Source organism: Polaromonas sp. Polasp52, assembly GCF_059491565.1.
The window spans coordinates 5,172,725-5,193,816 of sequence record NZ_CP168513.1; the positions used below are offsets into that span (position 1 = coordinate 5,172,725).

At 64.8% G+C, this 21,092-nt stretch carries 27 protein-coding genes; 9 read left to right on the top strand and 18 right to left on the bottom strand.

Annotated elements, in window-relative coordinates:
- Positions 1 to 28 precede the first annotated feature (28 nt).
- From ACEN9P_RS24230 to ACEN9P_RS24245, 4 genes are all read right to left on the bottom strand, one after another.
- Complete coding sequence (locus ACEN9P_RS24230) at positions 29 to 571, bottom strand: CcdC protein domain-containing protein (RefSeq protein WP_495620708.1); 543 nt, start codon at positions 569 to 571, stop codon at positions 29 to 31.
- A 67-nt stretch (positions 572 to 638) separates the two neighbouring features.
- Positions 639 to 1,034, bottom strand: coding sequence for a type II toxin-antitoxin system PemK/MazF family toxin (locus ACEN9P_RS24235; protein ID WP_495620709.1), 396 nt, complete (start codon positions 1,032 to 1,034; stop codon positions 639 to 641).
- Positions 1,035 to 1,088: 54 nt separating this feature from the next.
- Positions 1,089 to 1,541, bottom strand: coding sequence for an ankyrin repeat domain-containing protein (locus ACEN9P_RS24240; RefSeq protein ID WP_495620710.1), 453 nt, complete (start codon positions 1,539 to 1,541; stop codon positions 1,089 to 1,091).
- A gap of 38 nt (positions 1,542 to 1,579) precedes the next feature.
- A complete protein-coding gene (locus tag ACEN9P_RS24245) occupies positions 1,580 to 1,903 on the bottom strand; it encodes a DUF6172 family protein (protein WP_477663793.1) in 324 nt (107 codons plus the stop codon).
- Positions 1,904 to 2,099: 196 nt separating this feature from the next.
- Here ACEN9P_RS24245 and ACEN9P_RS24250 point away from each other — a divergent pair, with 196 nt between their 5' ends.
- The gene (locus ACEN9P_RS24250) at positions 2,100 to 2,624 is read left to right on the top strand and encodes a hypothetical protein (protein WP_495620711.1); all 525 of its coding nucleotides are present in this window, start codon (positions 2,100 to 2,102) and stop codon (positions 2,622 to 2,624) included.
- A 3-nt stretch (positions 2,625 to 2,627) separates the two neighbouring features.
- Here the strand turns inward: ACEN9P_RS24250 and ACEN9P_RS24255 are convergent, their stop codons facing one another.
- On the bottom strand, positions 2,628 to 3,185 hold the full coding sequence (locus ACEN9P_RS24255) for a helix-turn-helix domain-containing protein (RefSeq protein WP_495620712.1): 558 nt from the start codon (positions 3,183 to 3,185) through the stop codon (positions 2,628 to 2,630).
- A gap of 96 nt (positions 3,186 to 3,281) precedes the next feature.
- Here ACEN9P_RS24255 and ACEN9P_RS24260 point away from each other — a divergent pair, with 96 nt between their 5' ends.
- The gene (locus tag ACEN9P_RS24260) at positions 3,282 to 3,803 is read left to right on the top strand and encodes a GNAT family N-acetyltransferase (protein ID WP_477663790.1); all 522 of its coding nucleotides are present in this window, start codon (positions 3,282 to 3,284) and stop codon (positions 3,801 to 3,803) included.
- A 9-nt stretch (positions 3,804 to 3,812) separates the two neighbouring features.
- Here the strand turns inward: ACEN9P_RS24260 and ACEN9P_RS24265 are convergent, their stop codons facing one another.
- The 4 genes from ACEN9P_RS24265 to ACEN9P_RS24280 all read right to left on the bottom strand — a co-directional run bounded on the left by ACEN9P_RS24265 (position 3,813) and on the right by ACEN9P_RS24280 (position 6,221).
- A complete protein-coding gene (locus ACEN9P_RS24265) occupies positions 3,813 to 4,361 on the bottom strand; it encodes a DsbA family protein (protein ID WP_074574574.1) in 549 nt (182 codons plus the stop codon).
- Between the two features lie 117 nt (positions 4,362 to 4,478).
- Positions 4,479 to 4,727 carry a hypothetical protein gene (locus tag ACEN9P_RS24270; protein WP_074574576.1) on the bottom strand — a complete coding sequence of 83 codons (249 nt, stop codon included), beginning with the start codon at positions 4,725 to 4,727 and terminating at the stop codon, positions 4,479 to 4,481.
- Positions 4,714 to 5,079, bottom strand: a complete 366-nt coding sequence (locus ACEN9P_RS24275) for a hypothetical protein (RefSeq protein ID WP_074574578.1) — start codon at positions 5,077 to 5,079, stop codon at positions 4,714 to 4,716. Before ACEN9P_RS24275 ends, ACEN9P_RS24270 begins: the two co-directional genes overlap by 14 nt.
- Positions 5,080 to 5,318: 239 nt before the next feature.
- Positions 5,319 to 6,221, bottom strand: a complete 903-nt coding sequence (locus ACEN9P_RS24280; protein ID WP_495620713.1) for a LysR family transcriptional regulator — start codon at positions 6,219 to 6,221, stop codon at positions 5,319 to 5,321.
- A gap of 118 nt (positions 6,222 to 6,339) precedes the next feature.
- On the opposite strand from ACEN9P_RS24280, the gene ACEN9P_RS24285 reads away from it, so the two are divergent.
- From ACEN9P_RS24285 to ACEN9P_RS24295, 3 genes are read left to right on the top strand one after another with little or no spacing between them, the layout of a single operon-like run.
- A complete protein-coding gene (locus ACEN9P_RS24285) occupies positions 6,340 to 7,308 on the top strand; it encodes a hydroxymethylglutaryl-CoA lyase (RefSeq protein ID WP_495620714.1) in 969 nt (322 codons plus the stop codon).
- Between the two features lie 54 nt (positions 7,309 to 7,362).
- Positions 7,363 to 8,571 carry a CaiB/BaiF CoA transferase family protein gene (locus ACEN9P_RS24290; protein ID WP_477701053.1) on the top strand — a complete coding sequence of 403 codons (1,209 nt, stop codon included), beginning with the start codon at positions 7,363 to 7,365 and terminating at the stop codon, positions 8,569 to 8,571.
- A gap of 43 nt (positions 8,572 to 8,614) precedes the next feature.
- Positions 8,615 to 9,628: a tripartite tricarboxylate transporter substrate binding protein gene (locus ACEN9P_RS24295; protein WP_477663787.1), complete on the top strand. Its 1,014-nt coding sequence runs from the start codon at positions 8,615 to 8,617 to the stop codon at positions 9,626 to 9,628.
- A 98-nt stretch (positions 9,629 to 9,726) separates the two neighbouring features.
- On the opposite strand, the gene ACEN9P_RS24300 is transcribed toward ACEN9P_RS24295, so the two are convergent.
- Positions 9,727 to 10,311: a MarR family winged helix-turn-helix transcriptional regulator gene (locus ACEN9P_RS24300; protein ID WP_495620715.1), complete on the bottom strand. Its 585-nt coding sequence runs from the start codon at positions 10,309 to 10,311 to the stop codon at positions 9,727 to 9,729.
- Between the two features lie 109 nt (positions 10,312 to 10,420).
- Between ACEN9P_RS24300 and ACEN9P_RS24305 the strand changes: the two genes are divergently transcribed.
- The 3 genes from ACEN9P_RS24305 to ACEN9P_RS24315 all read left to right on the top strand — a co-directional run bounded on the left by ACEN9P_RS24305 (position 10,421) and on the right by ACEN9P_RS24315 (position 13,289).
- Positions 10,421 to 11,221 carry an SDR family NAD(P)-dependent oxidoreductase gene (locus ACEN9P_RS24305; RefSeq protein WP_477663785.1) on the top strand — a complete coding sequence of 267 codons (801 nt, stop codon included), beginning with the start codon at positions 10,421 to 10,423 and terminating at the stop codon, positions 11,219 to 11,221.
- 82 nt (positions 11,222 to 11,303) lie between these two features.
- On the top strand, positions 11,304 to 12,380 hold the full coding sequence (locus tag ACEN9P_RS24310; protein ID WP_495620716.1) for an alkene reductase: 1,077 nt from the start codon (positions 11,304 to 11,306) through the stop codon (positions 12,378 to 12,380).
- A 93-nt stretch (positions 12,381 to 12,473) separates the two neighbouring features.
- Positions 12,474 to 13,289 (top strand): SDR family NAD(P)-dependent oxidoreductase, encoded by an 816-nt coding sequence (locus ACEN9P_RS24315; RefSeq protein WP_477663783.1) that lies wholly within the window; start codon positions 12,474 to 12,476, stop codon positions 13,287 to 13,289.
- Positions 13,290 to 13,370: 81 nt separating this feature from the next.
- On the opposite strand, the gene ACEN9P_RS24320 is transcribed toward ACEN9P_RS24315, so the two are convergent.
- The 8 genes from ACEN9P_RS24320 to ACEN9P_RS24355 all read right to left on the bottom strand — a co-directional run bounded on the left by ACEN9P_RS24320 (position 13,371) and on the right by ACEN9P_RS24355 (position 20,638).
- Positions 13,371 to 13,586, bottom strand: a complete 216-nt coding sequence (locus ACEN9P_RS24320) for a TOBE domain-containing protein (RefSeq protein ID WP_436154846.1) — start codon at positions 13,584 to 13,586, stop codon at positions 13,371 to 13,373.
- A 48-nt stretch (positions 13,587 to 13,634) separates the two neighbouring features.
- Positions 13,635 to 14,525 carry an ATP-binding cassette domain-containing protein gene (locus tag ACEN9P_RS24325; RefSeq protein ID WP_495620717.1) on the bottom strand — a complete coding sequence of 297 codons (891 nt, stop codon included), beginning with the start codon at positions 14,523 to 14,525 and terminating at the stop codon, positions 13,635 to 13,637.
- Positions 14,526 to 14,543: 18 nt separating this feature from the next.
- On the bottom strand, positions 14,544 to 15,440 hold the full coding sequence (gene ssuC / locus ACEN9P_RS24330) for an aliphatic sulfonate ABC transporter permease SsuC (RefSeq protein WP_495620718.1): 897 nt from the start codon (positions 15,438 to 15,440) through the stop codon (positions 14,544 to 14,546).
- Between the two features lie 15 nt (positions 15,441 to 15,455).
- On the bottom strand, positions 15,456 to 16,619 hold the full coding sequence (gene ssuD, locus ACEN9P_RS24335) for an FMNH2-dependent alkanesulfonate monooxygenase (protein WP_495620719.1): 1,164 nt from the start codon (positions 16,617 to 16,619) through the stop codon (positions 15,456 to 15,458).
- A gap of 36 nt (positions 16,620 to 16,655) precedes the next feature.
- Positions 16,656 to 17,666 (bottom strand): sulfonate ABC transporter substrate-binding protein, encoded by a 1,011-nt coding sequence (locus tag ACEN9P_RS24340; RefSeq protein ID WP_495620720.1) that lies wholly within the window; start codon positions 17,664 to 17,666, stop codon positions 16,656 to 16,658.
- A gap of 16 nt (positions 17,667 to 17,682) precedes the next feature.
- Positions 17,683 to 18,702 (bottom strand): sulfonate ABC transporter substrate-binding protein, encoded by a 1,020-nt coding sequence (locus ACEN9P_RS24345; RefSeq protein WP_495620721.1) that lies wholly within the window; start codon positions 18,700 to 18,702, stop codon positions 17,683 to 17,685.
- Positions 18,703 to 18,847: 145 nt separating this feature from the next.
- Positions 18,848 to 19,447 carry an NADPH-dependent FMN reductase gene (ssuE, locus tag ACEN9P_RS24350; RefSeq protein WP_477663777.1) on the bottom strand — a complete coding sequence of 200 codons (600 nt, stop codon included), beginning with the start codon at positions 19,445 to 19,447 and terminating at the stop codon, positions 18,848 to 18,850.
- A 141-nt stretch (positions 19,448 to 19,588) separates the two neighbouring features.
- Entirely contained in the window at positions 19,589 to 20,638 is a 1,050-nt protein-coding gene (locus ACEN9P_RS24355) for a sulfate ABC transporter substrate-binding protein (protein ID WP_495620722.1), read from the bottom strand.
- Positions 20,639 to 20,816: 178 nt separating this feature from the next.
- Here ACEN9P_RS24355 and ACEN9P_RS24360 point away from each other — a divergent pair, with 178 nt between their 5' ends.
- A complete protein-coding gene (locus ACEN9P_RS24360; protein ID WP_074574597.1) occupies positions 20,817 to 21,089 on the top strand; it encodes an oxidative damage protection protein in 273 nt (90 codons plus the stop codon).
- Positions 21,090 to 21,092: the final 3 nt, after the last annotated feature.

Here is a 21,092-nt window from a genome sequence, read left to right on the forward strand (position 1 = left end):
AGTTGCGCGGCCACTTCTCCAGACTAGATTAAGCATCACTCTGCGCTTCACGCTCCCTCTTGGCCCGCAAAACACGAAAGCGCCAGCGCACAAGGCCGATGGCATAGCTGATGTAGTAGCCCGCCAGCAGGCCAAAGACGGCCAGTGTGAGCGGGCTGCGCGCGAAGTCACCGAGGCCGTTGGGCATCCCCGGTGCGATGAGGTAGACCTCGACCAGGCGATAAACAATGCGCGCGACAAACAGCAGTGAGAGCGCGATGCCCAGGTGCGCATTGGGTGTGTAGTACAGGCCTTGGGGTGTCGGCTCGAAGCGTGTCTTGCCCAGCCCGAAGACGCCCAGCCAGGCGCCCAGGCCCAGGCCGCCGACCAGCCAGCAGAGCCGGTCCAGGTGCTCGCGCGCGGCAAAGCCAAGCAGGACGATCAGGACAGGAAAGATCACCAGCGTGATCCAGGGCCGAATCCTCGACAGGCGCTGGCGCCCCACCATGCGGCGAAAGCGTGCATAGACACGCCATGTGATCAGCGGAAGAAGCACAAGCCATGTGAGGGTCGAGGGACTGGGCGCTGGCATGGTGTTGGCCTTTAGTTGGCGAGGAATGGGCACAGGCGGCGGAAACGACCCGGCGTGATGCTCCGGACTATCGCTGGAGAAACGACGCCTGCAAAAATCGCATGCCCGCCAGTATCTGCTGAACCCGTTCCTCCGACAAGCTCCCTATGTGTTCACCCAGGCGCGTCTTGTAAACCGAAGAGACCTGCGATACGACCACCACGCTTTGCTTCTGCAGCTTGCCCTCGCCGGGCTCCAGCAAGACATTGCCGGGCTCGGTTGCGCGGTTCAGGTTGGAGGTCAGCGCGCACACAACCACGGTGCTGATGCGCGAGCGGTTAAAGACGTCGTCCTGCACGATGACATGGGGATGCGGCGAGCCCGGGATGGAGCCGCGTGAGGGATCAGCTTCTATCCAGAAGATGTCGCCCTGCTTGAAGGTGTCGGGGAATGGGCCTGAAGGGGCTTCGGTATCTCTGTCCATGAGCCGTAGTTTCTCACCTCGGACATCCAGCACCCCAGGCGATGCAGCCCAGGGTCAAGGGGTTGCTCCCGCATCGATCAACAGCTTGGCGATTTTGGTGTGACCTGCTTCGCGCGCCTGGGCCAAAGCGGTGTCGCCCCACTTCGAAGCCTCCTTGAGGCTTGCACCCGACTTGATGAGCAGTTGCACCGCACGGATGTGGCCGTGGCTGCTTGCCTGCATAAGCGGTGTTTGCATGTCCCCGTCCGGGCTGTTCACATCGGCTCCCGCGCCAAGCAGAAGCTGAAGTATTTCCGTCCGGCCGTGAAAAGCGGCGAAGGTCATGAATGTGGGCGATGCCCGGCTGTCCTTGCGCAGGTTGGGATCAATCTTGCCGGCAATCAGCGCTTTGACCTGCGCTACGTCATTGCGCTCTATGGCTCGCATCATCAAATCATGCTTGTCTGATGCCGCAACTACAGACGCGAAAAACAGGCCCAATAGCAAAAACACGAATCGGGTCAGCATGTTTTCCGCTTTCGAGAATCGACTCTGGATGCGCTTATTTACTCGCCATCCATCAAATCATCCTCACCCTCATTCCTCACCCGCGCCACCTTGATACCAGGCTTGGCCAGCACCTCGACATAAAACTGCTCGCCGCCGTCTTTCACGATTTCGTCAATCGACTTGATGAGGTTTGCCTCGGAGACAACAACCGCCGAAACATCGCTATAGCCTGACTTGCAATCGAAGTCCCAGAAATCCACGCCCTTGGGCAAGGCCTTGGCGCGTTCGCGTTTGAAATATTTGCGGATGTCGTGTTTGGCGGCTTCGAGCAGGCGCTCGCGGTTTTTGCCTTCGACTTTGAGCTGGAATGTTTTCTTCATGAGTACTTTGGTGTCAGTGAGCGGCCTGTTGCGGCCACGGGATGCTACCGATTATCGGGCCGCGGCCGCATGGGCCTGCAAAACCATGGGCAAAAGCGGTGCGGCGGGCCACAATTTGCGCGGCATGGCGTTTGCTTGACCTACGCGCCAACGTGCAAGCCCCCCATCGTCCCTTCAAAGACTCAAGGAGTTTCCGATGATCTATGGATTGACTTACCTCGGTGTGATCCACACCGCCATCAGCCTGGTGGCCGTCGCGGCGGCGCTGATTGCCTTTTTTCGCGACAAGGAAATCATTGCCGCGTCCACCCTGGGCCGGGTCTATATCTGGACCACGGTGCTGACCTGCCTCACGGGCTTCGGCATCTTCCAGCATGGCGGTTTCGGCAAGCCGCATGCGCTGGGCATCATCACGCTGCTGGTGCTGGGCATTGCCTGGGTGGCGGGCAACACCAAGGTGCTGGGCCGCGCCTCGCCTTATGTGGAAACGCTCAGTTATTCGATCACCTTTGTGTTCCACATGATCCCGGCGATCACCGAGACCTCCACGCGCCTGCCGCTGGGCGCGCCGCTGCTGCCCGATGCCGATGCGCCCGAACTCAAGGTGGCCACGGGTGTTTTGCTGCTGCTGTACCTCATTGGTGCAGCGCTGCAAGTGAAACGCATACGGGCGCGCAATGCGGCGCAGGCTGTGCCGCTGCCGGGCTCTGCTGCGGCCTGAACTTCAGCCGGGGTTGATGACCAGCAAATAACGGCAACCCCCTCGCCCCAGGGTTTTAAACACCAGCGGGCGGTCCACGCCAAAGTCCAGGCAGTCGCCGGGCGCCAGCTCAAAGGCCTCGTCGCCGTATTCAATGCGCAGGCCGCCCTCGACCAGCCAGAGGCGCTGGCGGTAGGGCTGGCCTGTCCACCTTGGGTAGGCGACGCGTGTGGCGCGCGGCAGTTCGACCTCGACCATCTCGGCGCCGCCTTCGCTGCCGCGCTCGGCCACCTGGCGGCGCAGATAACCGGCTTCGGGGTCGCGCCAGACTTCCTGGTCCGCCCTTTTGCGCAGGCGGCGGCCGGCGTCCTTGTCCTCTTCGGTGAGCAGTTGCGCCAGCGGCACGCCCAGGCCGGCCGCGAGCCGGCCCAGGATCATGGCGGTGGGGCTGCTTTCGACACGCTCGACCTTGGAGATCATGGCCTTGCTGACACCGGACAGTTCGGCCAGCTCGGCCAGGCTCAGGCCCTTGGCCTGGCGCAGGGCCAGCAGCCGGGAGGCGATCAGGGCGTCAATCGTCATGGCTTGCTTTCAGTGGAAAAAAGATTTGTCCATCATAAGGGACAAATAATCTCTTATAGTAGACAAATCTTGATTTCCCTTCCGAAAGGAGCCCCCATGCATCCCGTGCTGTGCACCGAAGAACGCCATGCCGGCCAGATCCTGGCCATCTTCAACGAGGCCATCGCCAATTCAACCGCGCTGTACGACTACAAGCCGCGCACGCCCGAAAGCATGGTCAGCTGGTTTGCCGCCAAGCGCAGCAACGGCTTTCCGGTGATGGGGCTGGAAGACGACACGGGCAAGCTGCTGGGTTTTGCGAGCTATGGCACTTTTCGCGCCTTCCCGGCCTACAAGTACACGGTCGAGCATTCGGTCTATGTGGAAAAAAGCTGCCGCGGCCAGGGGCTGGGGCGCAAGCTGCTGGAGGCCGTCATCGCCAAGGCCGAGGCGCAAGGCATGCATGTGCTGGTGGGCGCGGTCGACCTGGAGAACAGCGCGAGCATGGAGCTGCACAAGCGCCTGGGCTTTGAGCATTGCGGCACGATCAAACAGGCGGCCTTCAAGTTCGGCCGCTGGCTGGACCTGGCGTTTTTGCAGAAGACGCTGGTGACGCCCCTGCAGCCGGTGGACGGCTAAGAAGCGGTTCTACGCCTGGCCCGATTGCGCCAGCGCCTTGTCGATGGCCTCATGCAAATGCTGCAGGCCGAAAGACACGTCGCAGACCACGCCGTTGACGTAAAACGTGGGGGTTGAGCGCACGCCCAGGTGGCGGCCGCTTTGCATGTGCTCCTGCACGCGCTGCAGGTAGACATGGTCGTTCATTTCATTCTGGTAGCGCGCCATGTCCAGGCCGGCCTGGGCGGCGTACTCGAGCAGGTGTTTGTCCTTGAGGTGCTGCTGGTGGGTGAAGAGCAGCTCGTGCATGGGCCAGAACTTGCCCTGGGCGCCGGCGGCCTCGGCCGCTTCGGCGGCGAGTTCGGCATGGGGGTGCACCTCGCGCAGCGGGAAATGCCGGTAGACAAAACGCAGCTGCGGGCCGAAGTGCGGCAGCATGACTTTTAAAGCGCCGTAGGCCTGGAAGCAGGAGGGGCACTCGAAGTCGCCGTACTCGAGCAGCGTGACCGGGGCCGACGAGCGGCCGCGTATGTGGTCTATGGCCTCGTCAGGTTCAAGCTGGGGGTCCGGCGTGGGCATGGTTCACCTTTCTTCGACTGTTCAACTCTTGGTTGACACAGTATGCGCCCTGGGCCGTGACGTGATCAAGACGCCGGGCAGCCAAGGCGCGGGAAGCGATGAAACAGTCTGTGCGGATCAGCCCTGGTTGGCCGCGTTCTCGAGGGCTTCGTCCAGCGCCTTGCACGAGGGCGAGCACACGGCCTGGGACTTGCCCAGCACCTTGCGCGTGCCCATCAGGGAACGGGCGCGGTGTTTGCCGCACATAAAGCAGGACATGGTGGCCGCACCGAAGGAGGTGGTGGCGGCGAACGGGGAGCCCGAGACCTTGGACTTGTAGCGCAGGCCGTCTGCGAGGACAGCGGTTTTGGCGTCAGCTCTTGCCATGGTTTGGATCTTCCTTGGTTTGGGGGGTTGAAGGTTTCATGGCCTTTTCGATGGCCTCTTTGGCCTGCTGCTCGGCGGCGAGCGAGGCGTCCAGCGCGGACCGGCACAGGCCCGCGTACTGGTAGTTCACGTTTTCATACAGCTCGGCGGCGGCCGGATGGGTGTCCAGCAGCGCGCCCAGCGCCACGCCCGGCTCCACGTCGCCCAGTTCGCTGACGAGGTGCAGCACCACGGAGCGGTATTGCTCGGCGCCCACAGGCACCGCGCTGTGCTCCAGGCGCTCGAGCAACTCGGCCAGCACGTGGGTGACCGTGAGGTCGGTTTTGTGGGGATGGGGTTGGGTGGCGTTCATGCAGTGAATCTGGGGTTTCCTTCCCCAAAATCAAGCGCCGTGGCCGGCCAGGATGCCCGCCTTGCGGCGGCTGCCGGACCCGAGTGGGCCTAGCCTGGATCAGCCTGGCACGCTATATTTTCTATAGCTGATGACGCTTGTCTGCCGTGGGTTGGAGGCTTATTTTACCGCAAAAGCGGGGCGACCGCTTTCACCGCGCCCAGCGGGGGGTTTTAGGGGGCCGGGCCGCAGCATGCGGCTCAGGCGCCGGAGCTGTCCGCCAGGTGTTTGACCAGCAGCCTGGCCGCGGCCGACAGGCCGGCCTCGTCCCTGAAGCAGATCGCAAAACGGCGCCTGGCCCAGGCATCCGTCAGCGGCATCACGCGCAGGCCGAAGGTGCGCGCATAGGGATCGGCCACCTCGCGCGGCACCACGCTGATGGCCAGGTTGGCGCGCACCACCCGCAGCGCGGCCTCGAAGTTGGAGACGATGACGCGGTGCACGATGGCCTTGCCCTGGAGCGCGGCGGCGCGCTGCAGCAGCACCTGCACCGCGCTTTGCGCCGGCAGGCTCACGTGTTCGTAGCCCAGCGTCTGCTCAAAACTCAGGGTCTCATGCACAGCCAGCGGGTGCGAGGCATGGGCCACGATGGCCAGGTGGTCGTGTCGGTAGCCGCGGGACTGCAGGCCCGACAGGTCGGCCGCGTCCCAGCAGATGCCGACCGAGGCCACACCCTCCTTGATGCCGCGTATCACCTCGGGGCTGACGCGCTCTTCCATGCTGATGCGGATGTCGTGGTGGGCCGGCGCCTGCAAAAAGCCGGCGACGTCGTCGGCCAGCGATTCGGCCATGACCGAAGCCGTGGCCAGGATGCGCACCTGGCCGCGCACGCCCAGCGCATAGTCGCCCATTTCGCGCTCAATCTGCTCGGCGCTGGCCAGCATGGCGCGTGCGTGCTCCAGCAGGCTTTCGCCGGCCGGTGTGGGTTCGACGCCGCGCCGCCGGCGCAGCAGCAAGGGCGTGCCCACCGTGTCTTCGAGCTGGGCCAGGCGCTTGCTGACGGCCGAGCCGACGATGTTGGCCTGCTCGGCCGCGCGGGCAATGCTGCGCGCGTCGCAGACGGCGGCAAACAGGCGCAGCGTGGTCAGGTCCAGGTCTCTCATGCTTGCCTTTTTGAGATTTCAGATATTCCCAATTGGAACAGCATAGCTTCCAAAATTGAAAAACCAAACAGTTTGGGAAATTCTAAACTGGGGACTCGGAACTTCGGAGACACACCCCGTGACCCTGGCCACCCATCCCGCTACCACCGCCCCCGCCCTGCCCGCCCACGCCATCATTCGCGAGGTCGGCCTGCGCGACGGCCTGCAAAGCATTGCCGCCGTGATGCCGACCGCCCACAAGCTCGAATGGCTGCGCCAGGCCCATGCGGCGGGCCAGCGTGAAATCGAGGTCGGCTCTTTTGTGCCGGCGCGCCTGCTGCCGCAGCTGGCCGACACGGCCGAGCTGGTCGCCTATGCCAAGACCCTGCCGGGCCTGGTGACCTCGGTGCTGGTGCCCAACCTCAAGGGCGCGGAGCGCGCGATTGAATCGGGCGCCGACCTGATGCTGCTGCCGCTGTCGGCCAGCCACGCCCACAGCCTGGCCAATTTGCGCAAGACGCCTGACGAAGTCGTTGCAGAGATAGGCCGCATACGCGCGGCGCGCGATGCCTCGGGTTCGCGCATCGTGCTGGAGGTCGGCATGAGCACGGCTTTTGGCTGCACGCTGCAGGGCCGGGTCGAACCGGCCGAGGTGCTGCGCCTGCTGCAGGCCGTGCTGGACGCCGGCGCCGACCGCGTGAGCCTGGCCGACACCGTGGGGTATGCCGACCCGGCCATGGTGCGCAGCCTGTTCGAGGCCGCGTTTGTGCTGGTGGGCGACAAGCTGGCCTGCGGCCATTTCCACGACACGCGCGGTATGGGCATGGCCAATGTGTATGCCGCGCTGCAGACCGGCATGACGCGCTTTGACGCCTGCCTGGCCGGCATAGGCGGTTGCCCGCACGCGCCCGGCGCCAGCGGCAATGTGGCCAGCGAAGACCTGGCCTATATGTTCGCGAGCATGGGTATACAGACCGGCATTGACTTCGACAAATTGATGGCCTTGCGCGGCCAGGTGGCCGGATGGCTCGAAGGCGAAAGCCTGCACGGCACGCTGTGGCGCGCGGGCCTGCCCAAAACCATGCGGCCCGCCGCCGCAAGCGCCTAAACTCTTCGCTGGCAAGCTTTGCCGGCATTGCTTTTTTTCTTTCACGACACCCGCATGCAAAACACCCCTGCTTCCACCCCACCCCAGCCGCTGGCCGGCCTGCGCGTCGTGGAGTTCACCCATATGGTCATGGGCCCGACCTGCGGCATGCTGCTGGCCGACATGGGCGCCGAGGTCATCAAGGTCGAGCCCATAGACGGCGACCGCACGCGCCACCTGCTGGGCGCGGGCTCGGGCTTTTTCCCGCTGTTCAACCGCAACAAAAAAAGCATAGGCATTGACTTGCGCGATGCGGCCGGCGCCGAGGTGGCGCGCCGGCTGTGCGCCAGCGCCGACGTGGTGGCCGAGAACTTCAAGCCCGGCACCATGGCCAAGTACGGCCTGGACTACGCCGCGCTGAGCGCCGCCAACCCGCGCCTGATTTACGCCAGCCACAAGGGGTTTCTGCCCGGCCCCTACGACCACCGCACGGCGCTGGACGAAGTGGTGCAGATGATGGGGGGCCTGGCCTATATGACGGGCCGGCCCGGCGACCCGCTGCGCGCCGGCAGCAGCGTCAACGACATCATGGGCGGCATGTTCGGCGCCATCGGTGTGCTGGGCGCGCTGATACAGCGCGGCATCAGCGGCAAGGGCATGGAGGTGCAGTCGGCCCTGTTTGAGAACAACGTCTTCCTGGTCGGCCAGCACATGCTGCAGTACGCCATCACCGGCCAGCCGGCCGCGCCCATGCCGGACCGCATCTCGGCCTGGGGGGTGTACGACGTGTTCAGCGTGAAGGACGGCGAGCAGATTTTCCTGGCGGCCGTCAGCGACGCGCAATGGGCCGCGTTTTGCGACGCGCTGGGTTTTGCCGACCTCAAGGCCGACGCACGTTATGCCGGCAACAACCAGCGCGTCACCGAACGCCCCACCCTGCTGCCGCTGCTGCGCGAACGCCTGGCGCTGCGCAGCGCCCGCGAGCTGGTGGCGCTGTTTGAAGCAGCCGGCCTGCCTTTTGCGCCCATACGCAAACCCGAGGAGCTCTACGACGACGAACACCTGCTGGCCACCGGCGGGCTGGCCGACATCAAGCTGCCCGACGGCGAACGCGCCGGCCAGATCGCCAAGACCACGCTGCTGCCCCTGACCATGGATGGCGAGCGGCTGAAGGTCCGGCTGAACCCGCCCACGCTGGGCGAACACACACGCGAGCTGCTCGCCGGCCTGGGCTACGGCGAAGGCGAGATCGAGCGGCTGCACCGCGAAGCGGCGGTCTCATGATGCGCTAGACACCCCCACGATTCACGACAAAAGGAGACAAGACATGCGCAACACAACAAAGAATCCCATCAACATTCACCGCCGCCACACACTGCAAGGCCTGGGCGCCCTGCTGCTGGGCGGCGGCCTGGCCTGGGCGCCGCGCCGCGTGCTGGCGCAGGCCACGGAACGCGCAGTGCGTTTTATCCTGCCGGTGGGCGCGGGCTCGGGCGTGGACACCATAGTGCGCGCCGCCACCGCGGCCCTGGGCAAGACACTGGGCCACCCGGTGGTGATCGAAAACCAGCCCGGCGCGGGCGGCATCGTCGGCACCTCGGCGCTCGTGAAAGCGGCGCCCGACGGCATGACGCTGGGCGTGGTGTCCAACAACCATGTGGTCTATCCCAGCGTCTACAAGTCGCTGCCCTTCGACCCCATCAACGACATCACGCCGATCTGCGTGCTGGGCAGCACGCCGTTTGTGCTGGTGGTCAATCCGGCCAAGGTGGCGGCAACCAATGTGAAGGAGCTGGTGGCCCTGCTCAAGGCCAAACCCGAGGCCTACAACTACGCTTCATCGGGCAACGGCACCATATTGCACCTGGCGGCCGAGATGTTCATGGACGAAGCCCAGGTCAAGGTCAAACACATCCCCTACAAGGGCGTGGGGCCCATGGTGACCGATTTGATAGGCGGCCAGGTCGAGATCGGCGTGCTGGCCCTGCCCGCGGTGCAGGCCCACCTCAAGAGCGGCGCCCTGCGCGCCATAGGCGTGGGCAGCGCGGCGCGTGTGGCGGCCGCGCCGGATATCCCGACGATTGCCGAGCAAGGCCTGCCCAACTACAACATCGAGGGCTGGTTTGCCGTGGTCGGCCCGGCCAAACTGCCGATGGCCGAAGCCAGGCGCATACAGGCCGCCGTGGCCGCGGCGTATGCCACGCCCGAGGTCAAGGAGGCCATGGCCAAACAAGGCAACACCATCAATCCCGGCACGCCCGAGGCGGCCGCGCAGTTCTTTCGCAGCGAAATGGTGAAGTACGCCAGGCTTGTGAAAAAGGCCGGCGTTGAACTGCAGTGAGACCCGCCTGCAGCGTGTAGCCTGTCGACACCGGCTGGATAAGCGGGAAGAGATGAGCTGAGGCACATGCTTCAGCAGCGGCTCTCCGTCCGCTGTGCTCAGACGCTCCTCTCAGCTTGCCCGGAACTGGGGATACCCGCCGGGGCCGGCGCTTGGTCGTCCGCCTTAAAGGCAAGCAAAAACGCGTCGGAAGCCACCTGGTCGGCCAGGGCCCTCAAGCTCGCAGCCGAGGCAGGACCCAGAACAAGCTCCACGCGATCGTTTGTTGCTGCCCAGTGCACCATGCCTTCCGAAAGCCGTGTCTTGCCAAGCGAAGTGAGAACGCTGTGTTTGGTCCGGCGGTCACGGGCGTCCTGACGCAACTCCACAATTCCGTCGCGCACCAGAGGCCTTAGCGCATGGGTGAGGGCCGAAAGCTGAATGGCGAGCCGGGCCGCCAGGTCCTGTAGCGTCGGTCCCTGTTGATCGGCGCCCGTGAGCATGTGGATTCCTGCGATGAGCGCGAGCTGCGTGGCTTTGAGGTCCAAGGGCGCCAGCGCTTCGTCATACAGCTGCTCCAGCCTGCGAGCCGCCAGGCGCAGTGGCGTGACCACGCAGGCCCGTCCGGCCAGGATGTCCTGCTCATCTGCGGCAGGCTGATCCGGGCCGGATTCCGTATCAACAAGGTCTTTGGTAATTCCCATATTTACAAAATGGTTTAGTACTGCACTATTGATGGTTTGCGCGCAATCGGTCTTATATTTGAGCCCTCAACTTATTAGTTGAGCCCTCAATTTTATTGGAAAACTCTCAATGACAACTCCCAGTTCCCGGAAAGTCGCTCTTGTCACAGGGGCATCTTCCGGCATAGGCGCCGTTTATGCGGATCGCCTCGCCGCACGTGGATACGATCTTATTCTGGTCGCCCGGCGCGCCGAGCGCCTGCAGGCCCTCTGCGCGCAAGTCTCAAAGGCGCACGGCATCGAAGCCGAAGCTGTCGTGGCCGATCTGAGCAAAGACCAGGATTTGGCGCGGATCGAGACGATTCTGTCCACCCACAAGGATCTGCGCGTCCTGGTGAACAACGCCGGCATTGCCCGCCTGGGACCGCTTGCCCAAAGGTCCGCGGACGACGCGCTGTCGCAGATTGCCCTCAACATTACAGCGTTGACACGCCTGACTCAGGCGGTGGTACCCGCATTCATCGGCAGAAACCAGGGCGTGATCATCAACATCGCTTCTGTCCTGGCCATCCATTCGATGCCCATCAGTGCTGTCTACAGCGGTACCAAGGCCTTCGTCCTGCAGTACAGCAGGGGCCTGCAGCAAGAGCTTGCCGAAACCGGGGTGAAGGTTCAGCTCGTCCTTCCGGCGTCGACGGCCACCGAGATCTGGGATCTGTCGGGCGTCCCCCTGGCGGCCCTCAACAAGGATGCCTTGATGACGACCGAGCACATGGTCGACGCGGCGCTCGCCGGGCTGGACCAGGGCGAAACGATCACCTGGCCGTCGGTGGCTGATGCCAACCTGTGGGAAAAGTACGAGGCAGCCCGCTCCGAGCTGTTCGCGAACACCCAGGTTGGAGTGCCGGCACCTCGCTACAACATCCTCTGAGCCGAGCCCGCTGAACGTTACGGCTCTTTCTTTTCCCTCCTTTCCTTTCGTTTTCCATCTTCCATTTCCCCAAGGACAGCACATGCTTTTCGATGCCTTCTCCCTGCGTGCCACCCCGCTCAAGAACCGTACCGTGATGTCGCCGCTCACGCGCAGCCGCGCGAGCGACAGCAACACGCCCAACAGCTTGATGGCCACCTACTATGCCCAGCGCGCGAGCGCCGGCCTCATCATCACGGAAGGAACCTCGCCCTCGCCCAACGGCCTGGGCTATGCCCGGATCCCGGGCCTCTTCAACGACGCCCAGGTGCAAGGCTGGAAGCTGGTGACCGACGCGGTCCATGCCAAAGGCGGCAAGATTGTCGTGCAGCTGATGCACACCGGCCGCGTGTCCCACCAGGCCAACCTGCCGGCCGGCGCCGAGGTGCTGGGACCTTCACCCGAGGCCTGCCCTGGCGAGATGTGGACCGATACCCAAGGCAGCCAGCCGCACACGCCGCCGCGCGCCATGACGGAGGCCGACATCCAGGCCGTGATCGGCGAGTACACCACGGCCGCGCGCCTTGCCATCGCGGCCGGTTTCGACGGCATCGAACTGCACGCGGCCAACGGCTACCTGCTCGAGCAATTCCTGAACGCCAACGTCAATCGCCGCACCGACCGTTACGGCGGCACGGCCGAAGGGCGCAACCGGCTGGTACTCGAGGTCGCCCGCGCTGCCGTGAAGGAGATCGGCGCCGAGCGGGTCGGCATCCGACTGTCGCCTCATGGTGTGGTCAACAGCACCGGCAGCTTCGACGGCGTGGACGAGCAGTACCTGGCGCTGGTGAAACAGCTCTCCGCGCTCGGCCTTATGTACATTCACGTCCTGGACCATTCGGCCATGGGCGCCCCGCCCGTCCCGGCCAAGCTCAAGGCCGATTTGAAGGCGGCGTTCGACGGCCCCTTCATCCTCGCCGGCGGACAGGACAAAGCCAGCGCACAACAGGCACTGAGCGAAGGCCGCGCGGACCTGATCGCCATAGGCAGGCCTTTCATCGCCAACCCCGACCTGGTCGAGCGCATGCGCCAGAACGTGCCCTTGAACACTCCTGTCCCGGACACTTTCTATACGCCGGGAGCCAAGGGCTACACGGACTATCCGACGCTCGCAGCTTGAGCATCAAACGTCCCCGATTGGCGCTCCACCCGGATACGCAAACCTCGCTGGCCTTGGAGTTCCCTGGCTGCTCTACACAATAGGGAGAACGATTTGAGTACCGATACAAGCGTCAACTTTGGCAGGCGCGCGCTGGTGACCGGCGCATCCAGCGGCATTGGCGCGGCAATCGCGCGTGAGCTCGCGGCGCTGGGCGTTGATCTCGTGCTGACGGCGCGGCGCCGCGACGCACTCGACGCGGTCGCCGCGACCTGCAAGGGCGTGAAGGTCGAGACCATCACCGCGGATCTCGGCAAGCCGGATGCCGCGCGGGCACTGTGGGACTCCGCGATTGCCGGCGGTCCCATCGACATCCTCATCAACAACGCCGGGTTCGGCTATTTCCGCCGGTTCGACGAGGTCGACTGGGCGCGCGACGCGGAGCTCGTCCAACTCAACATGACCTCGCTCGTCCAACTCGCACGGTGCTTCGTTGACGCGCGCAAGGCGACCACCAGCCGCGCGCACATGGTGAACATCGCGTCGACCGGCGCGTACCAGTCGGTGCCGAACATGGCGCTGTACGCCGCGTCGAAGGCGTTCGTACGCAACTTCAGCGAGGGCCTTCATGACGAGCACCGCGGCACGCCGCTGTCGGTGACCTGCATCTGCCCTGGCGGCACCGAAACCGCGTTCCATACAGCGTCCGGCGGGGGCGACTACTCGTGGATCGCGAACGCGTCGATGAAGAGCCCGGAGTTCGTGGCACAGGCCGCGATCCGCGCGATGCTGCGCGGCAAGCGCACGGTAGTGCCGGGTCTCTTCAACAAGCTGTCGTGCTTCGGCGTGCGATTCCTGACGCGGCGGACCGCGTCGCGCGTTGCGACCCAAGTCCTCGGCAGGCCGCGGTTCGTGCTGCCGACGCGATGAGCGCCTTGGGAGAAACGGCAACCATCGCAAAGAACCGATGGGTGCATGCCTCAAGGATCGCCAGAAGCCTGGGCAGTTTGTCTACAGCTTTGCGATAGACACCTCGGTCGACTTGACCAGTGCCACGACCTCGCTGCCGATGGCCAGCTCCAGCTGGTCGACGGAGCGCGTGGTGATGACCGAGGTGACGATGCCCCAGGGGGTTTCGACGTCGATTTCGGACACCACGTCGCCGCGGATGATTTCCTTGACCTTGCCGCGGAACTGGTTGCGGACATTGATGGCTTGGATGGACATAAAGGTTCTCCTGGAACTGGGTTAAAAAATCGTTGAATGGGTAAAAACTCAGACCGCCCAGCGCACACCGTGCACCGGCGTGTTGGGCCATAGCGGCTCGCTGGGCGAGATCGCCTCACCGGGCTGCTGCAGCACGCGGTCCAGGATCTTTTTCTCGATCTGGCCGAACAGCGGCTCGCTGCGTTCGCGCGGGCGGGCGATGCGCACGCGCTCGTCGAGCGCGATGCGGCCGTCCTCGATCAGGATCACGCGGTCGGCCAGCGCCACGGCCTCCTGCACGTCGTGCGTGACCAGCAAGGCGGTAAAGCCGCTGCGCCGCCACAGGCCCTCGATGAGCTGGTGCATCTCTATGCGGGTCAGCGCGTCCAGCGCGCCCAGCGGTTCGTCGAGCAGCAAGAGGCGGGGGTTGTGCACCAGGGCCCGGGCCAGCGAGACGCGCTGGCGCTGGCCGCCCGACAGGCGCGCCGGCCAGTCGGGCTGGCGGTCGGCCAGGCCCACCTGGGCCAGCACGTCGGCCGCGGCCGCATGGCCGCCGGGCGGCAGGCCCAGGGCCACGTTGTCGATCACGCGGCGCCATGGCAGCAGGCGCGAATCCTGGAACATGATGCGGGTGTCCTCACGCAGGCCCCTCACGTCCTGGCCGTCCAGGCGTATGCTGCCCTGTGTGGCGGCCTCCAGCCCGGCCACCAGGCGCAGCAGGGTGGATTTGCCGCAGCCGCTGCGGCCCACGATGGCGACAAACTCTCCGGGTTCGATCACGAGCTCGGTGTGCTGCAGCACCTGGCGTTTGCCATAGCGTTTGGACAGGCCGCGGATTTCCAGGCGCACGCCGCGGTCTTGCGCGGATGGCAGCGCTTCAGCATCAGGCCCGACATCGCGCCCGAGTTCCGCCGCGAGCCAGGTTTGCGAAGATTCAAAAGAGATATGGGGATGCAGCATGGTGTTTCCTCGTGCCATTCAGGCCGCCGCACTCTGGTAGCCGGGATGCCAGCGCAGCCAGTAGCGCTCCAGCCCGCGCGCGAACACATCGGCCAGCTTGCCCAGCAAGGCGTACAGCAGGATGCCGACCAGCACCACGTCGGTCTGCAAAAACTCGCGGGCGTTCATGGTCAGGTAGCCAATGCCGGCCTGGGCTGAAATGGTTTCGGCCACGATCAAAATCACCCACATCAGGCCCAGCGAAAAACGCAAGCCCACCAGGATGGACGAGAGCGCGCCGGGCAGGATGACTTCTCGGTAGAGCTGCCAGCGCGTGAGACCGTAGGTACGGCCCATCTCGATCAGGCCCGGGTCCACATTGCGTATGCCGTGGAAGGTATTGATGTAGATCGGGAAGAAGACCGAGACCGCGATCAGGAACAGCTTGGCGGTTTCGTCGATGCCGAACCACAGGATCACCAGCGGGATCAGCGCCAGCGCCGGGATGTTGCGCACCATCTGTATGGTTGAGTCGAGCAGGGTTTCGAAAAACTTCACCGAGCCGGTCAGCAGGCCGACGGCCAGGCCCAGCCCGCCGCCCACGGCCAGGCCCGCGAGCGCCCTGCCCGCGCTGACCTTCACATGGGTCCACAGCTCACCCGAGGCCGACAGCGTCCAGGTGGCCTTGATGACTTCTGAGGGCGCCGGCAACACGCGCGTGGAGAGCCAGCCCAGCGAGGAGGCAATCTGCCAGAGCGCGACCAGGCCGACCGGCAGCACCCAGGGCAGCAGGCGCTGGCCCAGGTCGCGCAGCACGGCGGCGATTTGCGGGCGCGGCAAGGAGAAACCCGCGGCCAGCGGCAAAAAGCCCAGGCCGGGAGCGTCCACGGTGTCGGGCACCGGGGTGACCTGGAGTTCACGAACAGAGTCTGTCATGGCTGTGCTCCGGGTTCAGCTTTGCGAGACGCGCGGCAGGTAGTCATTGGCCACGACCTCGCCAAAGGGGCCGTTGAGCACCTGGCCGGGCAGCTTCTGGCGCAGCCCGCGCGGCAGCAGCGGGAAGACCAGCTCGGCAAAACGGTAGGACTCCTCGAGGTGCGGGTAACCCGAGAGCACAAAGGTGTCCAGGCCCAGGGCCGCATATTCCTCTATGCGCGCGGCCACGGTTTGGGGGTCGCCCACCAGGGCCGTGCCGGCGCCGCCGCGCACCAGGCCCACACCGGCCCAGAGGTTGGGGCTGATCTCCAGTTCGGCGCGTGTGCGCTTGCCGCCGCCCGCATGCAAGGCAGCCATGCGGCGCTGGCCTTCGGAATCCATGCGCGAAAACGCTGCCTGGGCGCGGCCCACGGTGTCGTCGTCGAGCCGGCTGATCAGGCTTTCAGCGGCGCGCCAGGCTTCGTCCTCGGTCTCGCGCACGATGACGTGCAACCGTATGCCGAACTTGACCTTGCGGCCCAGCCTCTCGGCGCGGGCCCGCACGTCGGCGACTTTTTTGGAGACTTCGGCGGGCGGCTCGCCCCAGGTCAGGTAGGTGTCGACCTGCTCGGCGGCCAGCGCATGGGCCGGCGCCGAGGAGCCGCCGAAGTAGACAGGCGGATGCGGTTTTTGCACCGGCGGGTAGAGCAGCTTGGCGCCTTTGACGCTCAGGTGCTGGCCCTGGAAATCAAAACTTTCACCGGCGTGGCTGCGCGCGAGGATCTCGCGCCAGATGCGTATGAATTCGGCCGACTGCTCGTAGCGCTGCGTGTGGTCCAGGTAGACACCGTCGCCTTCGAGCTCGGCCTGGTCGCCGCCTGTGACCAGGTTGATCAAGAGGCGCCCGCCCGAGAGCCGGTCAAAGGTGGCGGCCATGCGCGCGGCCAGGCTGGGCTGGTGCAGGCCGGGGCGCACCGCCACCAGGAACTTGAGGTTTTTGGTGACGGGCAGCAGGCTGGCGGCTACCACCCAGGGGTCTTCGCAGGAGCGGCCGGTGGGGATCAGCACACCTTCATAACCGAGGGTGTCGGCGGCCGTGGCGACCTGCTTTAAATAGTCGAGGTTGACCTCGCGCGCGCCTTCGCCCGTGCCCAGGTAGCGGCTGTCGCCGTGGGTGGGGATAAACCAGAAGACCTGCATAAAAACTCCTTGAATACGGGGTGGTTTGCGCTGCGCCTATTTGCGCGCGACCTGGGTGGCTTCGGGCCGCCACACGATGTCGGCCACTTTGACGGCCTTGGGGATCAGGCCCAGGCGCAAAAAGGCATCGGCCACACGCTGCTGGTCGGCGATGGCGGCGGCATTGAGCGGCCCCACGGGTGACACGGGACGGCGCTGGATAAACAGGCTCACCACGCCGGCGTCCAGCCCGCTGAAATCGGACACCAGCTTGATGGCCTCTGAACGGTTGCTTTGCACCAGCGCGTCGGCACGGCTCAGTTCCTCAAACAGCGCCGCAAGGGTCTGCCCATGCTGGGTGGCAAAGGGGCGCGAGGCCAGGTAAAAGGAGTTGTTGCTCGACAGCTCACGCCCCGTGGCCAGCACGCGCGGCTTGATGGCGAGTTCGATCGCGGCGTAAAACGGGTCCCAGATGGCCCAGGCGTCCACGCTTTTGCGCTCGAACGCCGCGCGCGCGTCGGCCGGCGCCAGGTAGATGGGCTGGATGTCGTCCCACTTGAGGCCGGCCTTGTCGACCGCGCGCACCAGCAGGTAGTGGGCGCTGGAGCCTTTTTGCAGCGCGATTTTTTTGCCCTTGAGGCCGGCCAGGCTGCGTATGGGCGAGTCGCCCAGCACCAGGACGGCCGAGCTGTCGGGCTTGGGCGGCTCGACGCCGACATAGACCAGTTCCTTGCCGGCGGCCTGGGCGAACACGGGCGGCGAATCGCCGGTCAAGCCGAACTCCAGGCTTCCCACCGACAGCGCTTCCAGCAGTTGCGGCCCGGCCGGGAATTCGGCCCAGGTGATCTTGGTGCTCGGAAAGCGTTTTTCGAGCACGCTTTTCTGCTTGAGGATGACCAGGTTGACGGCGGACTTCTGGTAGCCGATGCGCAGCTGTTCGGGGGCTTTTTCGGCCTTGGCGGCGGACTGGGCTTTTACGCCCTGCAGGCCCAAGCCCCACAGCGAGGCCGTGGTGGCGACGATCTTCAGGAAGCGGCGGCGCAGTTGTAGCGGTGTGAGGGTGTTCATATGCGGTGTCCTTGTGTCAGGGAGCCGGTTTGTAAGCGGCATCGCTGACGGCGATGGCCTTGGGGATCAGCTTGAGCTCAAAAAAGGTGTCGGCGAGTTTTTGCTGGTCGGCGATCACGCTGGCGGGCACGGGCTGGACCTTGAACTCATAGCGCTTGAGGCTGAGCTCGACCACGTCGACCGGCAGGCCTTGCAGCGGCGCGATCAGCTCGGCGGCCTTTTTGAGGTTGGCCTTGAGCCAGGCGCCCCGCTCCACCGAGTCGTCAAACAGGGCCTGGATGACCTTGGGATTTTTGGCGACGAAACCGCGCTCGGCCAGGTAGTACTGGTAGTTGTTGACCACGCCCTTGCCGTCGGCCAGCACGCGCGCGCCTATGGCTTTCTCGGCGGCGGCGGTAAACGGGTCCCAGATCACCCAGGCGTCCACGCTTTTGCTTTCAAAAGCGGCGCGCGCATCGGCAGGCGGCAGGTAGACGGGCTGGATGTCGCTGAGCTTGAGGTGGTTTTTCTCAAGCAGCTTGACCAGCAGGTAGTGCACATTGCTGCCCTTGTTGAGGGCCACCTTCTTGCCTTTGAGTTCGGCCACGGATTTGATGGCGGAGTCTTTGGGCACGACGATGGCTTCGGCTTCGGGCGCGGCCGGGTCGTAGCCTATGTAGGCGAATTTGGCGCCGGCGGCCTGCGCGAAGATGGGCGGCGCCTCGCCCACATAACCCACGTCGACCGAGCCCAGGTTCAGGCCTTCGAGCAGTTGCGGGCCGGCCGGGAATTCCACCCACTTGACGCTGGCGTTCAGCGGCAACAAACGCTTTTCGAGCGTGCCCTGGGCTTTTTGCAGCACAAACAGGCTGGCGGCTTTCTGGTAGCCGATGCGCAGCTCGACTTTGTCCTGTGCGTGCGCCACGGGCAGCGTCAGCAAGGTGATCAGGCCCGCGATCAGGGCGGCCAGCAGCAGGCCCAGGCTGAAGTCCAGCCAGGTGCGCGCCCTGGAGGGTTGCGGGGAAGTGCCGGGCGTGCCGGCGGGGGTGGTGCTCATGGTGATGTCCTTGTCAAAAATCTTTTCCGGATGCGCGGCCGCGGGAGGCAAAGCTCCGCCCGGCCGCCTGTATAGCGGTTTCAAATGGCGTCGTGGAAATTCGGGGCGGCGGCTGACCGATCAGACCGAGCGCCCCGGCGCGGCGTCAGACGCTACATCGCACCCGGGAAAAGTGCACCGGCTCGAAGCCGGCAGTGGCCGGCTGGCGGAAGCTTTCGGCCAGCAGGGTCAGCACCGCGTCGTCCAGCCGCACGGCGATGTCGGGGCCGACCTCGTAGCGCTTGTCGGCCGACTGCGGCACCTGGGAATCGGTGGCGTAAACACCGGGCAGGATATGGCGCGCGGCCAGCGCCTGCAACACCGGGCGCAGCGCGTAGTCCAGCGCCAGCATGTGGTGCGGGCTGCCGCCCGTGGCCAGCGGCAGCACGGTTTTTTCTTTCAGCGCGGTCTGCGGCAGCAAGTCGAGCAGCACCTTGAGCAGCCCGCTGTAAGCCGCCTTGTAAACCGGCGTAGCCACGACAACGGCGCGCGCCCTGGCAATCTGCTCGATGGCCTTGACGATGGCCGGGTGGCCCCATTCGGCCAGCAGCAACGCCTGGGCCGGCAGCTCGCGGATGTTGAGCCGGTCCACCACCAGCCCGCCGCGCAGGGCCAGCCTGTGGCTGACAGAGTCGAGCAGCGCTGAGGAGCGCGACTGCTCGGAGGGGCTGCCGGCGATCAGCAGTACGGATTGTTGCGCGGACATTGTTATGAAATTCCCTGATTTGCCTGGAGTGACCAGGCGCGTGTGACAGTTCTCTTATTCCAGTGCCGGCGCGGAACCGGCTTTGCCGGGCCGCAGCGGGCGCCCCCTGGGGGGGGAGGCGGCCGGAGGCCGCTTCGGGGGTTACTTCCTTGTATAGATCTGGTCGAAGGAGCCGCCGTCGGCGAAGTGCTCCTTGTCCGCCTTGGTCCAGCCGCCAAAAGCCTGGTCTATGGTGAACAGGTTCAGCTTGGGAAATTGCTTGGCGTACTTGGCAATGGCTTTTTGCGAGACGGCCGGGCGGTAGAAGTTCTTGCCGGCAATGTCCTGGCCTTCTTCGGAATAGAGGTACTTCAGGTATTCCTCGGCCACGGCGCGCGTGCCCTTTTTGTCCACGTTCTTGTCGACCACGGCGACGGCCGGTTCGGCGAGGATGCTCAGCGAGGGCGCGACCACGTCGAACTTGGCGCCGAATTCCTTTTCCAGCAGGTAGGCCTCGTTTTCCCAGGCGATCAGCACGTCGCCCTGGGCGCGCTGGGCAAAGGTGATGGTCGAGCCGCGGGCGCCGGTGTCCAGCACCGAGACATTGCCGTAGAGCTTGGCGACAAACTCCTTGGCCTTGGCGTCGCTGCCGTATTTGCGCTTGGCGAATTCCCAGGCCGCCAGGTAATTCCAGCGGGCGCCGCCCGAGGTCTTGGGGTTGGGCGTGATCACATTGATGCCGGGCTTGATGAGGTCGTCCCAGTCCTTGATGCCCTTGGGATTGCCCTGGCGCACGGCCAGCACGATGGTGGAGGTATAGGGCGAGGAGTTGTGCGGCAGCTTCTTTTGCCAGTCGGCCGACAGCCAGCCACCGTTTTTGACCAGTGCATCGGTGTCACCGGCCAGGGCCAGGGTGGCGACGTCGGCATCCAGGCCGTCAATGATGGAGCGCGCCTGCTTGCCCGAGCCGCCGTGCGACTGCTTGATGGTCACGTCCTGGCCGGTCTTGGCCTTCCAGTATTTGATGAAGGCGGCGTTGTACTCGACGTAAAGCTCGCGCGTCGGGTCGTAGGACACATTGAGCAGGGTGACGGGCGGCTTGGGCGGCTGCTGGGCCTGGGCCGTCAGCAGTGACCCTGCCAGCGTCAAACCCAAACCCAGGACGGCGGCCGTGCGGGTGGAAACATTGATAAAGTTGCGGCGTGAAGTCATGGTTGCTCTCTTTTCCAGAAAATGCGTGTAAATGCAGACAAAATGGATTCTGGAAGCAGCCTTAGAAAACCGGAACGAATAAAAACTCAGTTCTTTATTCTGTATTTATCCTTGGACGCCCTGTTGGGCCCTCGGATCACCCTTTTAGATCCCCCCGATACACGAAAGAACCCTCGCCATGGCACGCCTCGTCAAATGCATCAAGCTCGGTAAAGAAGCCGAAGGCCTGGATTTCCCCCCCTACCCCGGCGCCCTGGGCAAACGCATCTGGGAAGAAGTCAGCAAGGAAGCCTGGGCGGACTGGATGAAGCAGCAGACCATGCTGGTCAATGAAAACCGGCTGAACCTGGCCGACGCCCGCGCCCGCCAGTACCTGGCGCGCCAGATGGAAAAGCATTTCTTCGGCGAGGGCGCCGACGCGGTGCAAGGCTACGTACCGCCTACCCCCTGACAC

Excerpts from the sequence above, each read along its gene's own strand:
- ACEN9P_RS24230 (WP_495620708.1), bottom strand. The coding sequence starts at position 571 with ATGCCAGCGCCCAGTCCCTCGACCCTCACATGGCTTGTGCTTCTTCCG.
- ACEN9P_RS24235 (WP_495620709.1), bottom strand. The coding sequence starts at position 1,034 with ATGGACAGAGATACCGAAGCCCCTTCAGGCCCATTCCCCGACACCTTC.
- ACEN9P_RS24240 (WP_495620710.1), bottom strand. The coding sequence starts at position 1,541 with ATGCTGACCCGATTCGTGTTTTTGCTATTGGGCCTGTTTTTCGCGTCT.
- ACEN9P_RS24245 (WP_477663793.1), bottom strand. The coding sequence starts at position 1,903 with ATGAAGAAAACATTCCAGCTCAAAGTCGAAGGCAAAAACCGCGAGCGC.
- ACEN9P_RS24250 (WP_495620711.1), top strand. The coding sequence starts at position 2,100 with ATGATCTATGGATTGACTTACCTCGGTGTGATCCACACCGCCATCAGC.
- ACEN9P_RS24255 (WP_495620712.1), bottom strand. The coding sequence starts at position 3,185 with ATGACGATTGACGCCCTGATCGCCTCCCGGCTGCTGGCCCTGCGCCAG.
- ACEN9P_RS24260 (WP_477663790.1), top strand. The coding sequence starts at position 3,282 with ATGCATCCCGTGCTGTGCACCGAAGAACGCCATGCCGGCCAGATCCTG.
- ACEN9P_RS24265 (WP_074574574.1), bottom strand. The coding sequence starts at position 4,361 with ATGCCCACGCCGGACCCCCAGCTTGAACCTGACGAGGCCATAGACCAC.
- ACEN9P_RS24270 (WP_074574576.1), bottom strand. The coding sequence starts at position 4,727 with ATGGCAAGAGCTGACGCCAAAACCGCTGTCCTCGCAGACGGCCTGCGC.
- ACEN9P_RS24275 (WP_074574578.1), bottom strand. The coding sequence starts at position 5,079 with ATGAACGCCACCCAACCCCATCCCCACAAAACCGACCTCACGGTCACC.
- ACEN9P_RS24280 (WP_495620713.1), bottom strand. The coding sequence starts at position 6,221 with ATGAGAGACCTGGACCTGACCACGCTGCGCCTGTTTGCCGCCGTCTGC.
- ACEN9P_RS24290 (WP_477701053.1), top strand. The coding sequence starts at position 7,363 with ATGCAAAACACCCCTGCTTCCACCCCACCCCAGCCGCTGGCCGGCCTG.
- ACEN9P_RS24295 (WP_477663787.1), top strand. The coding sequence starts at position 8,615 with ATGCGCAACACAACAAAGAATCCCATCAACATTCACCGCCGCCACACA.
- ACEN9P_RS24300 (WP_495620715.1), bottom strand. The coding sequence starts at position 10,311 with ATGGGAATTACCAAAGACCTTGTTGATACGGAATCCGGCCCGGATCAG.
- ACEN9P_RS24305 (WP_477663785.1), top strand. The coding sequence starts at position 10,421 with ATGACAACTCCCAGTTCCCGGAAAGTCGCTCTTGTCACAGGGGCATCT.
- ACEN9P_RS24310 (WP_495620716.1), top strand. The coding sequence starts at position 11,304 with ATGCTTTTCGATGCCTTCTCCCTGCGTGCCACCCCGCTCAAGAACCGT.
- ACEN9P_RS24320 (WP_436154846.1), bottom strand. The coding sequence starts at position 13,586 with ATGTCCATCCAAGCCATCAATGTCCGCAACCAGTTCCGCGGCAAGGTC.
- ACEN9P_RS24325 (WP_495620717.1), bottom strand. The coding sequence starts at position 14,525 with ATGCTGCATCCCCATATCTCTTTTGAATCTTCGCAAACCTGGCTCGCG.
- ssuC (WP_495620718.1), bottom strand. The coding sequence starts at position 15,440 with ATGACAGACTCTGTTCGTGAACTCCAGGTCACCCCGGTGCCCGACACC.
- ssuD (WP_495620719.1), bottom strand. The coding sequence starts at position 16,619 with ATGCAGGTCTTCTGGTTTATCCCCACCCACGGCGACAGCCGCTACCTG.
- ACEN9P_RS24340 (WP_495620720.1), bottom strand. The coding sequence starts at position 17,666 with ATGAACACCCTCACACCGCTACAACTGCGCCGCCGCTTCCTGAAGATC.
- ACEN9P_RS24345 (WP_495620721.1), bottom strand. The coding sequence starts at position 18,702 with ATGAGCACCACCCCCGCCGGCACGCCCGGCACTTCCCCGCAACCCTCC.
- ssuE (WP_477663777.1), bottom strand. The coding sequence starts at position 19,447 with ATGTCCGCGCAACAATCCGTACTGCTGATCGCCGGCAGCCCCTCCGAG.
- ACEN9P_RS24355 (WP_495620722.1), bottom strand. The coding sequence starts at position 20,638 with ATGACTTCACGCCGCAACTTTATCAATGTTTCCACCCGCACGGCCGCC.
- ACEN9P_RS24360 (WP_074574597.1), top strand. The coding sequence starts at position 20,817 with ATGGCACGCCTCGTCAAATGCATCAAGCTCGGTAAAGAAGCCGAAGGC.